The organism is Rhodobacter capsulatus, from assembly GCF_003254295.1.
GTDB lineage: Bacteria > Pseudomonadota > Alphaproteobacteria > Rhodobacterales > Rhodobacteraceae > Rhodobacter > Rhodobacter capsulatus.
This window is the reverse complement of sequence record NZ_QKZO01000005.1, coordinates 302180-314919: the sequence shown is the minus strand read 5'-3', so window position 1 is coordinate 314919 and position 12740 is coordinate 302180. Positions and strand designations below refer to the sequence as shown.

The following is a 12740-nucleotide window of genomic DNA, read 5'->3' as shown; positions in this document are numbered from 1 at the left end:
ACAGTGAAGCTGACAACACTCATCATCGGCACAAGGCCTAGAGTGCGATACGCGCTCGGTCCGCAGTCGCTTGCACGACCAAACCGCCCACATATCTCTTCAGATAGCATCAATGTCAAAGAGCAAGGAAACAAAAACAACCGTCAGCACCAATCCCTTGGCGCATCCAGCCAGTATCATCTCCAGTTTTCCGTTTGCTTTCAGTCGCTTGCGCTTCCGTCCGCTTCCTTCCGCAACCACCGTCGCTTCGGTGAGGGGTCTTCTACGGATACCCACCAACCTCCGCAACCCCCTTTTTCAAAAATCCACAAAATTTCTGCCACCAACTCACAAAACACCAGGAAATGCTCGGCCGGGACGTTGGCAGATCGCGCCGGAAACTCCGGGGCCGTCCCGCACCTCCCCCCTTGTCGCGGCGCGAATCCCCCAACCGAGGGCCGAATCCCACGTGGGGCCCGAATCCCGCGCAGGGACGGCACGGCGACGGGCGCGTTGCGCAGGATTGGCACGCGCGCGGGAATCTCTATGCTTGAAACCGGAGGCCGGGTCAGTCGGGCCCGCCCCAAGGGAGATGGAAGATGATGAGACGCGGTTTGCGCGGCCTGATGGTGGCTGCCCTGTGCATGGTGCCTGCGGCCGGGATGGCGCAGGATCTGGTGACGGTCGGGACGGTGGGCGTCTGGGATGTGCTGGTCGATCCGACGATCGGCAACGGCTGCCTGATCAATGCCGAATTCGAGGATGGCTCGGATGTGCGGATCGGCTTCGACCCGGAACAGGGCAATGGCTATCTGATGGCGATGAATGCCGACTGGGGCGATATCGAGGATGACAAGACCTATCCGATCTCCTTCGATGTCGATGGTCAGGTCTATCAGGGCGAGGGCAAGGGCCTGCATCTGGACGGGCTGCCCGGTCTCGACATCGGTTTCGACAGCGCCGACTTCCTGATGGACATCGCGCAGAAACAGACGCTGAGCCTGTCGAACGCGGAGGGCGAGGTGATGTCGATCGACCTGACCGATAGCCATGCCGCGCTGGAAGCCGCCGTCGCCTGCCAGCAGAATCAGTGACCGACCCGGGGCGGCGCCTGCGCCGCCCCAAGCCGCACTGGACAGGCCGCGGCCTCTCGCCTATCTCAGGACGATCATGGCGCAGAAATCCGATCCCAATTCCAAGCTTATCGCCGAGAACCGGCAGGCCCGTTACCATTATGCCATCGAGAGCGATCTCGAGGCCGGGATCATGCTGCTCGGCTCCGAGGTGAAGGCGCTGCGCACCGGACAGTCGAACATCGCGGAAAGCTATGCCAGCATCGAGAATGGCGAGCTGTGGCTGATCAACTCCTATATCGCCGCCTATCAGCAGGCGAGCGTCTTCGGCCATGAGGAGCGGCGGCACCGCAAGCTTCTGGTCTCGAAGAAGGAGCTGGCGCGGCTTTGGACCGCGGTCGGCCGCGAGGGGATGACCCTGGTGCCGCTGGCGCTTTATTTCAATGATCGCGGCAAGGTGAAGTTGAAGCTGGGCGTCGCCAAGGGCAAGAAACTGGCCGACAAACGCGAAACCGAGGCCAAACGCGACTGGAACCGGCAAAAACAACGGCTTTTGAAGCAGAACGGATAGGCCCTCTGCCCTTGCCCCGCTGCGCGCCTGAGTCTAAGCACGAAGCGATGACGGGAGGGTGCGCAATGGCTTTGGACGATCCGAAAACACTGGTTTCCACCGACTGGCTCGAGGCGCATCTGCGCGACCCGGATTTGCGGGTGCTCGATGCCTCTTGGTTCCTGCCTGCGATGGAACGCGATGCGAAGGCGGGCTATGCAAGCGCCCATATTCCGGGGGCGCGGTTCTTCGATATCGACGAGATTTCCGACACAAGGTCCGAGCTGCCGCACATGGCGCCGCCGGTCGAGAAGTTCATGTCCCGGATGCGGGCGATGGGCGTGGGCGACGGCCATCAGGTGGTGATCTATGACCAGCTGGGCATCTTTTCTGCGCCGCGGGTCTGGTGGCTGTTCCGGCTGATGGGCAAGACCGATGTCGCCGTGCTGGATGGCGGTCTGCCGAAATGGCTGGCCGAGGGCCGCGAGACCGAGGACATGGCGCCGATCCCGCGCGACCGGCACATGACGGTGCAGCGGCAGGCCGCGCTGATCAAGGACGTGACGCAGGTGGCGCATGCCTCGAAGCTCGGTGATCACGAGATCATCGACGCCCGGCCGCGTGGCCGCTTCCTCGGCACCGATCCCGAACCGCGGCCCGGCCTGCGCTCGGGGCACATTCCCGGCTCGAAGAACGTGCCGTGGAATGCGGTGCTGACCGAGGCGAACACGATGAAATCGCCCGAAGACCTGCGCGCGGTCTTCACGGCGGCGGGCGTGGACCTTGCGAAACCGGTCATCGCCACCTGCGGCTCGGGCGTTTCCGCCGCCGTGCTGGTGCTGGCGCTGGAACGCATCGGCCACCGCAATCACGCCCTTTATGACGGCTCCTGGGCCGAATGGGGCATGTTCAACGACCTGCGCGTCGCAACCGGAGAAGCATGATGTTCAATTCCCTCAAAGCTCAGGCGCCCGACAAGATCTTGGCGCTGATGGGGCAGTTCCGCGCCGATCCGCGCGCGGAGAAGATCGACCTTGGCGTCGGTGTCTACAAGGACGCCGATGGCCGGACCCCGGTGATGCGGGCGATCAAATCGGCCGAAAAGCAGCTTTGGGAAACGGAAACCAGCAAGACCTACACCGCGCTGGCGGGCGAGCCTGCCTTCCATGCCGCGATGGCGGAGATGGTGCTGGGCGCGGATTATCCGGCCGATCGTCTGTCGTGCCTTGCGACCGTGGGCGGCACCGGCGCCTGCCGTCAGGCGTTCGAGCTTGCGCGTCTGGCCAATCCGGGCTGCACCGTCTGGGTCTCGGACCCGACCTGGCCGAACCACCTGTCGATCCTCGCCTTCATGAAGCAGGACTACAAGCTTTATCGCTATTTCGATAGCGCCGCCCGTGCGGTGGCTTTCGACGCGATGATGGAGGATCTGCAGGCGATCAAGGCGGGCGATGTCGTGTTGCTGCACGGCTGCTGCCACAACCCCACGGGCGCGAACCTGACGCTCGATCAATGGGCGGCCGTCGCCGACCTGCTCGAGGCCAAGGGCGCCGTGCCGATGATCGACCTCGCCTATCAGGGCTTCGGCGATGGTCTGGAAGAGGACGCCGCGGGCACCCGCCTCATTGCTTCGCGCCTACCCGAGGTGATGATTGCCGCGTCGTGCTCGAAGAATTTCGGCATCTACCGCGAACGCACCGGCTGCCTGCTGGTGCTCTCCGATGCAGCCTCGAAAGAAGTGACGCAGGGCACCCTCGCCTATCTGAACCGTCAGAATTACTCGTTCTCGCCCGATCACGGCGCGCGGCTGGTGACGATGGTGCTGACCGATCCGACCCTGCGGGCGGAATGGATGACCGAGCTTGAGGAGGTCCGTAAAGGCATGCTGGGCCTGCGCGAGCAGCTGGCGGCGGAGCTGCGGCAGCTGTCGAATTCGGACCGGTTCGATTTCGTCGCCCGTCATCGCGGCATGTTCTCGCGGCTGGGCGCGTCGGCCGAGCAGGTCGAAAAGATGCGCCTCGACAATGCGATCTACATGGTCGGCGATTCGCGGCTGAACATCGCCGGGCTGAACGCGAAGACCGTGCCGATCCTTGCCCGGGCGATCATCGCCGCCGGGGTGTGATTTCGCACAAAGACTGTGCAAGGGCGGCCCCCCGGGGTCGCCCTTTTGCATGTTCTGTCACTTGATATCATAAGCACGCTTATAATATATCTGCTCATCTCCACAGGAGGGATGATGAGCGAGTGTGACATACCCCGCGAAAGCCTCGGCTTTCTGATGCAGGACGTGACGCGGCTCTTGCGCAAGCGGTTCGAGGGCCAGGCGGCAGAGCTTGGCCTGACCTCGGCGCAATGGCGGCTGCTGGTCAATCTGATGCGGCACGGCCCGCTGCCGCAGGCGCGGCTGGCGGAACTTCTGGAAATCGAGCCGATTTCGCTCTCGCGCCTTGTCGACCGGATGGCCGAGGCGGGCTGGGTGGAACGCCGCCCCGATCCGAATGACCGGCGCATCCGCATCGTTCATGCCACCGACCAGACCCGCGCCCAGATCGGCGCCGCCCGCCACATCGCCGACTGCATCTATGCCGAGGCCTTGGCGGGCCTTCCCCCCGACGCAACCGAGATGATGACGGCGATGCTGCGCCGGATGATCTGCAACCTTTCGCAACCGACCGAGACCGACCATGACCGCTGAGATGCAAGCCCAAAAGAAATCGCCGAAGAAACTGCTGATGGCCACGCTGCCGGTCGTTCTGGTGCTGGCGGGCGGCTGGGTCTGGCTCGACTCGGGCCGCTACGAATCGACCGAGAATGCCGCCGTGCAACAGGCGCGCCTCTCCGTCGCCTCGGACATCTCGGGCCGGGTGACCGAGGTTTTCGTGAAGGACAACGACCGCGTGACGGCGGGGCAACCGCTCTTCCGCGTCGATCCCGAGCCCTACCGGATCGCCCTTGCCCAGGCCGATGCGGCGCTGGCGCAGGCGCGGCTGCAGGTCGCCCAGCTGCGCGCGGCCTATAATCTGGCGCAGGCGCAGGAACAGGTGGCGCAGGACACCGCCGATTATCTGGCATCCGAGCTGAAGCGGCAGGAGGCGATCACCGGCCGCGGCGCGGGCACGGAATCGGCGCTGGATGCGGCCCGGCATGATGCCAGCTCGGCGCTGGAAAGTCTGGCGGCGGCGAAACAGGGCGTGGCCGCCGCGCTGGCCGCGCTGGGCGGCGATCCGCAGGTCGCGACCGATGCCCATCCGATGGTGATGGCGGCGCTGACCGCGCGCGAAAAGGCCGCCTACAATCTGGGCCTGACCACGGTCAGCGCCCCCGTCGATGGCGTGATCACCAAGGCCGACAGCTTCAAGCCCGGCCAGTTCGTCGCCGCGGGCGCGGCGCTGTTTTCGCTGGTCGAAACCGGCGACACCTGGATCGAGGCGAATTTCAAGGAAACCCAGATCGGCAAGATGGCCCCGGGGCAAAGGGCCGAGGTGGAATTCGACACCTTCCCCGGCAAGGAATTCGAAGCGGTGGTCGCGGCCGTCGGCGCGGGCACCGGGGCGGAGTTTTCGCTGCTGCCGGCGCAGAACGCCACCGGCAACTGGGTCAAGGTCACGCAGCGCGTGCCGGTCACGCTGCGCCTGACCGAAACGGGCGAGCTTCCCGCCCTGCGCACCGGGCTTTCGGCCGCCGTCACCGTCGACACCAAGGCCGCTACCAACCTTGACGCGCTGGTGATGCGGGTCGAGGGCCAGCCCGCGACCGCCGGGAACTGAGCCATGCAGGGCCCCGTTCCGGTCAAGCATCACGGGTTGATCACCGCGTCCTTGATGCTGGCCACGATCATGCAGGTGCTCGACACCACCATCGCCAATGTCGCCCTGCCCTCGATGCGGGCCGACCTTGGCGCCTCGGCCGATACGATCAACTGGGTGCTGACCTCTTACATCGTCGCCTCGGCGATCGTCACGCCGCTGTCGGGCTGGATGTCCGAACGCTTCGGCCGGAAAGAGGTCTTCATCGCCTCGGTGGCCGGGTTCGTGCTGACCTCGATGCTGTGCGGCATCGCCTGGAGCCTTGAATCCATGGTGTTCTTCCGCATGGCGCAGGGGGTCTTCGGCGCCGCCATCGTGCCGCTGTCGCAGACCTTCCTCCTCGACATCAACCCGCGCGAAAAGCACGGTCAGGCGATGGCGATCTGGGGCGCGGGGATCATGGTCGGGCCGATCATCGGGCCGACCTTGGGCGGCTATCTGACCGAGACGCTGAACTGGCGCTGGGTGTTTTTCATCAACCTGCCTTTGGGCATCATCGCACTGGCGGGGCTGGCCGCCTATCTGCCGCAGATGCCGCGGCGGGTCCGGCTCTTTGATTTCGTCGGCTTTGCCGCCTTGGGGCTGGGCGTCGGCGCGCTTCAACTGATGCTTGACCGCGGCGGCGAGGTGGATTGGTTCAACTCGGTCGAGATCTGGATCGAGCTGGCGATCTCGGTTTGCGGCTTCTGGGTCTTCGTGATCTGGATCATGGGGGTGGAGCATCCGTTTCTGGACCCGAAGATGTTCGCCGACCGCAATTTCGCCACCGGGCTGGTGCTGATCTTCATCGTCGGCATCGTGCTTCTGGCCTCGCTGGCGCTGTTGCCGCCGATGCTCTCGGCGCTCTTTGGCTATCCCGTCATCACCACGGGGATGGTGATGGCGCCGCGGGGCGTCGGCACGATGATCATGATGATCGCGGCGGGGAAACTCCTGCGCGTCGTCGATGCGCGCAAGCTGGTGATCACCGGGCTTCTGTTCACCTCCTGGTCGCTTTACATCATGACGGGCTTCGGGCCGCAGATGAACGCGACGCCGATCATCGTCTCGGGCTTCGTGCAGGGGCTTGGGCTGGGGCTGGTCTTCGTGCCGCTCTCGACCGTGGTTTTCGCCACCATCGCGCCGCAGTTTCGCGGCGATGCGACGGCGCTTTTCAGTCTGGTGCGCAACATCGGCTCCTCGATCGGGATTTCCATCGTCACCCTGCTTTTGACCCGCAACACCCAGATCAGCCACACCGAGCTGGTCGCCAACATCTCGCTATATGATCCGAATTTCAGCGGGATGATGAGCGGCGCCGGGGGCGCGATGCTGCAATCGATGACGGCGCAATATGGCGAGGGCGCGTTCTGGGCGGTGGTGAACCAGATCGTCACCGCGCAGGCGGCGATGGTGGCCTATGTCGATGATTTCGAGGCGCTGATGTGGATCACGTTGGCGGCCCTGCCGCTGGCCTTCCTTTTGCGCCGCCCGGTCGCCGCGCCCCCCGGGGTCAGCGCGCCCCCCGCCCACGCAGACTGAATGCAAAAGGCCCGGGAAAACCCCGGGCCTTTCGATCTTGCGCAGCAAGCCCTTACGAGTGGTAGGCGCTTTCGCCATGGGTCGTCAGGTCAAGGCCCTGACGCTCGTCATCGGTGGCCACGCGCAGGCCGGTGACGACCTTGACGATGTAGAGCAGCACAAGCGAGCCCACGCCAGCCCAGACGATGGTCACGACGACCGCCTTGATCTGGATGATCACCTGCGACACGATCGAGAAATCGTCGCCGCCGGTGCCGCCGAAGCCGGGGGCCATCAGCACGCCGGTCATCACCGCGCCGACGATCCCGCCGATGCCATGCACGCCGAAAACGTCAAGGCTGTCGTCGTATTTGAACATCGCCTTCACCTTGGTGACGAAGAAGTAGCACACCGGCGAGACGATCAGGCCAAGCAGGATCGCACCGACCGGGCCCGAGGTGCCGCAAGCCGGGGTGATCGCCACCAGACCGGCGACCATGCCCGAGGCCGCGCCCAGACCCGAGGCCTTGCCGCGGAACAGCGCTTCGGTGGCCGACCAGCTGACGACGGCGGCAGCGGTGGCGACAAAGGTGTTCAGCATCGCCAGCGTCGCGCCCGAGGTCGCCTCGAGGTTGGACCCGGCGTTGAAGCCGAACCAGCCGACCCAGAGCATCATCGCGCCCACCATGGTCAGCGTCATCGAATGCGGGGCCATGTTCTCGCGGCCGAAGCCGACGCGCGGGCCCAGAACGATCGCCGCCATCAGACCGGTGATCCCGGCGTTGATATGCACCACGGTGCCGCCGGCAAAGTCGATGGCGCCCCAGTTGAAGATCAGACCCGAGGCATCCCAGACCATGTGGGCGATCGGGAAATAGACCACGGTGACCCAGAGCACGGTGAACAGGATCACCGCCGAGAATTTCATCCGCTCGGCGAAGGCACCGACATAAAGCGCGGGCGTGATCGCGGCGAAGGTCATCTGGAAGGCGATGAACACATATTCCGGCAGCATCACGCCATCGGTGAAGGTGGCCGCCAGGCTGTCGCCATTCACACCGGCCAGGAAGACCTTGCCCAGACCGCCCCAGAACGGGTTGGTGCCGCCGCCAAAGGCGAAGGAATAGCCCCAAAGCACCCAGACGATCATCACCACCGAGGTGATCATCGTCGTCTGCATCAGCACCGACAGCATGTTCTTGCTGCGCACCAGACCGCCGTAGAACAGCGCGAGGCCCGGAATGATCATGAACAGCACGAGCAGCGTCGAGGTCATCATCCAGGCGACATCGCCCTTGTCGACGATCGGCGCCGCGGCTTCGGTGACGGTGGCAACGGCTTCCGCCACCGGCGCGGCCGCTTCCTGCGCAAAGGCAGGCAGGGCCGCAGCGGCCAGCGCCGCCGCAAGACCCGTCAGTTTGGTCAGATTGTTCATTGTCCCTGTTTCCCCTGTGGTTCTTACAGCGCTTCGTCGCCAGCTTCGCCGGTGCGCACCCGCACGGCCTGATTGACGTCAAGCACGAAGATCTTGCCGTCGCCGATCTTGTCGGTCTTCGCCGCTTTCAGGATCGTCTCGACCACCTCGTCGGCCAGATTGTCGGCGACGACGATTTCAAGCTTCACCTTCGGCACGAAATTGACCGCATATTCGGCGCCGCGATAAATTTCCGTATGCCCCGACTGCGCGCCGAAGCCCTTGATTTCCGTCACCATCATCCCGCGCACGCCGATGCCGGTCAGCGCCTCGCGGACCTCCTCCAGCTTGAACGGTTTGATCGCTGCAATGATGAGTTTCACGTGATGTCCCTTCCTATTGTCAGCCGCTCCGATGCCCGGGGCACCGTTATGAGTGTATCAAGGCGCGGGCAAAGCGCTTCGCACAAGAAAAGCTGCTTAAACCCGCGGCAGTGAAAAACCGATTCCAGCCCGAGAACGCACAAATTGTGCGCAGAGCCTTATATTTAAGCTTTCGAAAAACCGAATCGTGACGCGAGGCGTCTCCACATCCCGTTTCCGGCGGTGTAAGTTGCGCGGCAGAGCAGGCACCGGGGCGGAAATGGCAGGAACAGGCGGGCGGCAAAGGCCGCTGGTGGCGGACAGGCGCTACGCATCACGGCAGGCGACGCAGTCCGGGGCGAAGACGCCGCCACCGGGCAAGCCGAAGACGCCGCGCAAGCCCCGCAGCCCGCGACCGCCGCGACGGGGCGGCGGCGGCCTGTCCGGGCTGGTGCTGGGGCTGTTCGGCTTCCTTTTCGCGGTGATCTGGGGCGCGGTCTGGCGCACGACGGCGGTGGTCGGCATCATCCTTGGCCTTGCGACGTTCTACTTCTACAGCCAGCTGCCCGATTACACCGCGCTGCTGGATGGCCGCAACCGCGGCTCGGTCACGCTGATCGACAATGCGGGCCAGGTCTTCGCCTGGCGCGGCGAGACCTTTGGCGGCCAGACCACCGCGGAAAACGTCTCGCCCTTCCTCAAGAACGCGATCATCGCCACCGAGGACAAGCGCTTTTACCGCCATTTCGGCGTCAGCCCGCGCGGCATCGCCTCGGCGATCGCGATCAACCTCTCCGAGGGCCGCGGCCCGCTGGAAGGCAACGGCGGCTCGACGATCACCCAGCAGGTGGCGAAGCTTCTGTGCCTTGGCACCGCCTATGATCCGAAACGCTGGAAGACCGAGGCGGACTACGAGACCGACTGCCGCTCGGGCGGGATCAAGCGCAAGATCAAGGAAATTCCCTATGCGCTGGCGATGGAGGTCAAATATTCCAAGAACGAGATCCTGACGGTCTATTTCAACCGCGCCTATCTGGGCGCGGGGGCGCGCGGTTTCGAAGCCGCGGCGCAGCGCTATTTCGGGATTTCGGCGACGAATGTGAACCCGCAGCAGGCGGCGATGCTGGCCGGGCTGCTCAAGGCGCCCTCGACCTATGCGCCGACGACGAACCTGAAACGCTCGCAGGACCGGGCCGGGATGGTTCTGGCGCTGATGCATGAGCAGGGCTATCTGACCGATGCGCAATGGCAGGACGCCCGCGCCCATCCGGCGACGCTCTCCGAGGCGGCGCAGGCCCGGGCGGGCGGCTATTTCGCCGATTGGGTGATGGACAGCATCCCCGATTACTTCGGCAAGAATGCCACCGCCGATGTGGTGATCCGCACGACGCTGGATCAGCGCATCCAGACCGCGGCCGAGGAGGCGCTGAAATCGATCTTCGACACCAGGGTCAAGGACGGCTCCACCGCCGAGGCGGCGATCGTGGTGATGTCGGCCGATGGCGCGGTGCGGGCGATGGTCGGCGGGCGCAAGACCAAGGTCTCGGGGGCGTTCAACCGGGCGACCCAGGCGAAGCGGCAGACCGGCTCGACCTTCAAGCCCTTCGTCTATGCGGCGGCGCTGGATCTGGGCTGGACGCCGGATTCGATCGTCGAGGATGCGCCGCTGACGATCAACGTGCGCGGCTCGGGGCCGTGGTCGCCGAAGAACTACGACAAGGACTTTCTCGGACCGATCCCGATCTGGCGGGCCTTGGCGAAATCGATCAACACCGCGACGGTGCGGGTCAGCCAGTCGGTCGGGCTGGATGCGGTGCGCAAGGTCGCGTCGGATTTCGGCTTCGCCTCGGATCTGGCGGCGGGGCCGGCGCTGGCGCTTGGCGTGTCGGAATCGACGCTGCTCGAGATGACCGGCGCCTATGCCGGCATCCTGAACGGCGGCTCCTCGGTGCGGCCCTACGGGCTGACAGACCTGCGGCTGAAGGGCGAGCAAGAGCCGCTCTTCGGCGCCCAGACCGGCATCGGCGAGCGGGTGATTTCCGAAAAGGCCGCGCGCGAGCTGATGTGGATGATGCATCAGGGCGTCGAGCAGGGCACCGGGATGCGGGCGCGGCTGGACGGGCGACAGGTGGCGGGCAAGACCGGCACCACCCAGGCCGCCCGCGATGCCTGGTTCATCGGCTTCACCGCCGATTACGTGGCGGGCGTCTGGATGGGCTATGACGACAACCGGCCGCTGACGGGCGTGACGGGGGGCGGTCTGCCCGCGCAGATCTGGCACGAGGTGATGGTCCGGGTCGAGGAAGGCCAACCGGTGACGCCCCTGCCGATGGCCCTGCCCGAGGAATGGCGCGGCCAGCCCGATCCGAACAATGTCTATCCCGGTCGGGCCTGGTCCTCGGGCGATCCGATCCCCGAGGGCGGCGTGCCGGTGGTGGATGGCCAGCTGGTGACCTCGGACCGGCCGGTGCCGCAGGCGCCGCCCGCGCCGCAGCGGCAGGGGCCGCAATCCTTTGGCGAGGCGATCGATTCGATGCTGCGCCAGCTGTACTGACCAAAAAACGCGGCCCCGGGGGGCCGCGTTTTTCTTTTCCTTCTGCCGCCCGGCGGTTTACTGGGCGGTTTTCAGATCCGCGATCAGCTGGTCGAGATTGCCGCGCCGGGCGTCGATCATCGCGCCGATTTCCGTGCGCTCGGCCGCCAGCATGTTGACGCCTTCGATGATCATGTTGAAGAACAGGTTCTTGCCCGACTTGTCCGAGACATGCCAGAGCACCTCGAAGGGCGCCTCGCCCGGCATGTAGGCGATCGACTTCACCTCGATGAAGGTCTTCACCTTGCGCGCGCCGACGACCTCGAAGCGGGTGGCGCTGAATTCGCGGAAGCGCTTGCCGTATTTGCGCGAGACATAGCCGCGGAAGGCGAGGGTAAAGGCCTGCATCTGCGCCGGGCTCGCCGTGCGCGACGCCGTGCCCAGAACCGAACGCGCGATCGTCGGCACGTCAGCATAGCGCATGTAGAGGTCTTCGAACATCGTATAAAGCGCCTGCCCGGTCTTGCCGGAGGCGATGGCGGCGTTCACGTCGGTCACCGCCTTGTCGATCAGCGCCTTCGCCTGATCCTCGGTCAGCGCCAGCGCGGCCCCCGGGCGCAGCACGACGGCCGCGACCAGGGCCGCGGCCCCGCCCAGCAGCAGATGGCGGCGATCACTGCGCATAGGGGTCTTCATAAGGGTCCCAGGCCTGTGCATCGTCATTCTCCTTGCCTGCAAGCTGGTGGCGGCGCATCTGCAGATAGAGCAGCCGCGATTGCGCATAGCTGTCCGCACTGTCGTAAAGCACCGATTCGATCACGCCCCCGAAGCGTTTGCGGTCGGCGACCTTGCCCGCGACCCGGGTGGCAGAGGCGGCCGTAGCATCGGCGCCTTCCAGCACCGAGCCGACCGGATTCATCGCGATGTCGACGACCCGTCCCACCGCATCCCGCGCGGTCGAGGGACCGTAGACCGGCAGTTCCACATAGGCGCCCTCGCCCATGCCCCAGACCGCCAGCGTCTCGCCGAAATCGGTGTCCTGTTCGGGCAGGGCAAAGCTGGTGCCCGCCGGATCGAACAGCCCCGCCAGACCGATCGTCGAGTTGATGACGAAGCGGAACGTGTTCTTCACCGCGGGCTCGGGACGGCCCTGCAGCAGCGAATTGACCACCTTGCCGGGCAGCGACAGGTTCGCGCCGGCATGCGACACCGCCCGGGTGAAGCCGTTGTCGATGCTGCGCGGCTGACCGGGCCCGGCCTTGAACAGCAGCGTGTCGACGCCCTTGTTGAAGCCGTGCACCTTGCGGTTGACGCCTTCCATCGGGTCGTTGAAACCGCCGGGCTCGGCCGACTGCGGCCCTCCGGCGCAACCGGAAAGCGCAAGACCTGCGATCAGGACGAGGCCAAATCTCTTTTCCATCAACCCCTCGTGTCTTCTCGGGTGCGGCCGGGGCTCGTCTTCGGCGCGCTGCGTCAAGACAGGTGACATCCGTCTCGATTTCGGTAAAACCCCAAGAAGC

The 12740-nt window shown here is 65.2% G+C and carries 12 protein-coding genes; 8 read left to right on the top strand and 4 right to left on the bottom strand.

The genetic code is table 11. The features are described from left to right. The first annotated feature begins 578 nt into the window (after positions 1–578). The 7 genes from LY44_RS09700 (at position 579) to LY44_RS09670 (ending at position 6932) form a co-directional block, all read left to right on the top strand. The gene (locus tag LY44_RS09700; RefSeq protein ID WP_055210036.1) at positions 579–1073 is read left to right on the top strand and encodes a hypothetical protein; all 495 of its coding nucleotides are present in this window, start codon (positions 579–581) and stop codon (positions 1071–1073) included. 76 nt (positions 1074–1149) lie between these two features. Beyond that, positions 1150–1623, top strand: a complete 474-nt coding sequence (smpB, locus tag LY44_RS09695) for an SsrA-binding protein SmpB (RefSeq protein ID WP_013069076.1) — start codon at positions 1150–1152, stop codon at positions 1621–1623. Between the two features lie 65 nt (positions 1624–1688). Continuing rightward, positions 1689–2546 carry a 3-mercaptopyruvate sulfurtransferase gene (gene sseA, locus LY44_RS09690; RefSeq protein WP_055210038.1) on the top strand — a complete coding sequence of 286 codons (858 nt, stop codon included), beginning with the start codon at positions 1689–1691 and terminating at the stop codon, positions 2544–2546. Further along, entirely contained in the window at positions 2546–3727 is a 1182-nt protein-coding gene (locus tag LY44_RS09685) for an amino acid aminotransferase (protein WP_055210530.1), read from the top strand. The genes sseA and LY44_RS09685 overlap by 1 nt, the downstream gene beginning before the upstream one ends. A 114-nt stretch (positions 3728–3841) precedes the next feature. Then, positions 3842–4300, top strand: coding sequence for a MarR family winged helix-turn-helix transcriptional regulator (locus LY44_RS09680; protein WP_081024462.1), 459 nt, complete (start codon positions 3842–3844; stop codon positions 4298–4300). Beyond that, on the top strand, positions 4290–5372 hold the full coding sequence (locus LY44_RS09675; RefSeq protein ID WP_055210042.1) for an HlyD family secretion protein: 1083 nt from the start codon (positions 4290–4292) through the stop codon (positions 5370–5372). The genes LY44_RS09680 and LY44_RS09675 overlap by 11 nt, the downstream gene beginning before the upstream one ends. A gap of 3 nt (positions 5373–5375) precedes the next feature. Beyond that, entirely contained in the window at positions 5376–6932 is a 1557-nt protein-coding gene (locus tag LY44_RS09670) for a DHA2 family efflux MFS transporter permease subunit (protein WP_055210044.1), read from the top strand. Between the two features lie 52 nt (positions 6933–6984). Here the strand turns inward: LY44_RS09670 and LY44_RS09665 are convergent, their stop codons facing one another. Further along, complete coding sequence (locus tag LY44_RS09665) at positions 6985–8346, bottom strand: ammonium transporter (protein WP_055210046.1); 1362 nt, start codon at positions 8344–8346, stop codon at positions 6985–6987. A 23-nt stretch (positions 8347–8369) separates the two neighbouring features. Then, complete coding sequence (locus tag LY44_RS09660; protein ID WP_013069083.1) at positions 8370–8708, bottom strand: P-II family nitrogen regulator; 339 nt, start codon at positions 8706–8708, stop codon at positions 8370–8372. Positions 8709–8967: 259 nt separating this feature from the next. Here LY44_RS09660 and LY44_RS09655 point away from each other — a divergent pair, with 259 nt between their 5' ends. Beyond that, a complete protein-coding gene (locus LY44_RS09655; RefSeq protein ID WP_055210048.1) occupies positions 8968–11241 on the top strand; it encodes a transglycosylase domain-containing protein in 2274 nt (757 codons plus the stop codon). A gap of 57 nt (positions 11242–11298) precedes the next feature. Here the strand turns inward: LY44_RS09655 and LY44_RS09650 are convergent, their stop codons facing one another. Beyond that, positions 11299–11904 (bottom strand): MlaC/ttg2D family ABC transporter substrate-binding protein, encoded by a 606-nt coding sequence (locus LY44_RS09650; RefSeq protein WP_223230710.1) that lies wholly within the window; start codon positions 11902–11904, stop codon positions 11299–11301. Continuing rightward, on the bottom strand, positions 11894–12640 hold the full coding sequence (locus LY44_RS09645; protein WP_055210052.1) for an MlaA family lipoprotein: 747 nt from the start codon (positions 12638–12640) through the stop codon (positions 11894–11896). Before LY44_RS09645 ends, LY44_RS09650 begins: the two co-directional genes overlap by 11 nt. Positions 12641–12740: the final 100 nt, after the last annotated feature.

What these genes read in the sequence shown, in the direction of transcription:
- LY44_RS09700 (WP_055210036.1), top strand. Translation starts at nt 579, where the DNA reads ATGATGAGACGCGGTTTGCGCGGCCTGATGGTGGCTGCCCTGTGCATG.
- smpB (WP_013069076.1), top strand. Translation starts at nt 1,150, where the DNA reads ATGGCGCAGAAATCCGATCCCAATTCCAAGCTTATCGCCGAGAACCGG.
- sseA (WP_055210038.1), top strand. Translation starts at nt 1,689, where the DNA reads ATGGCTTTGGACGATCCGAAAACACTGGTTTCCACCGACTGGCTCGAG.
- LY44_RS09685 (WP_055210530.1), top strand. Translation starts at nt 2,546, where the DNA reads ATGTTCAATTCCCTCAAAGCTCAGGCGCCCGACAAGATCTTGGCGCTG.
- LY44_RS09680 (WP_081024462.1), top strand. Translation starts at nt 3,842, where the DNA reads ATGAGCGAGTGTGACATACCCCGCGAAAGCCTCGGCTTTCTGATGCAG.
- LY44_RS09675 (WP_055210042.1), top strand. Translation starts at nt 4,290, where the DNA reads ATGACCGCTGAGATGCAAGCCCAAAAGAAATCGCCGAAGAAACTGCTG.
- LY44_RS09670 (WP_055210044.1), top strand. Translation starts at nt 5,376, where the DNA reads ATGCAGGGCCCCGTTCCGGTCAAGCATCACGGGTTGATCACCGCGTCC.
- LY44_RS09665 (WP_055210046.1), bottom strand. Translation starts at nt 8,346, where the DNA reads ATGAACAATCTGACCAAACTGACGGGTCTTGCGGCGGCGCTGGCCGCT.
- LY44_RS09655 (WP_055210048.1), top strand. Translation starts at nt 8,968, where the DNA reads ATGGCAGGAACAGGCGGGCGGCAAAGGCCGCTGGTGGCGGACAGGCGC.
- LY44_RS09650 (WP_223230710.1), bottom strand. Translation starts at nt 11,904, where the DNA reads ATGCGCAGTGATCGCCGCCATCTGCTGCTGGGCGGGGCCGCGGCCCTG.
- LY44_RS09645 (WP_055210052.1), bottom strand. Translation starts at nt 12,640, where the DNA reads ATGGAAAAGAGATTTGGCCTCGTCCTGATCGCAGGTCTTGCGCTTTCC.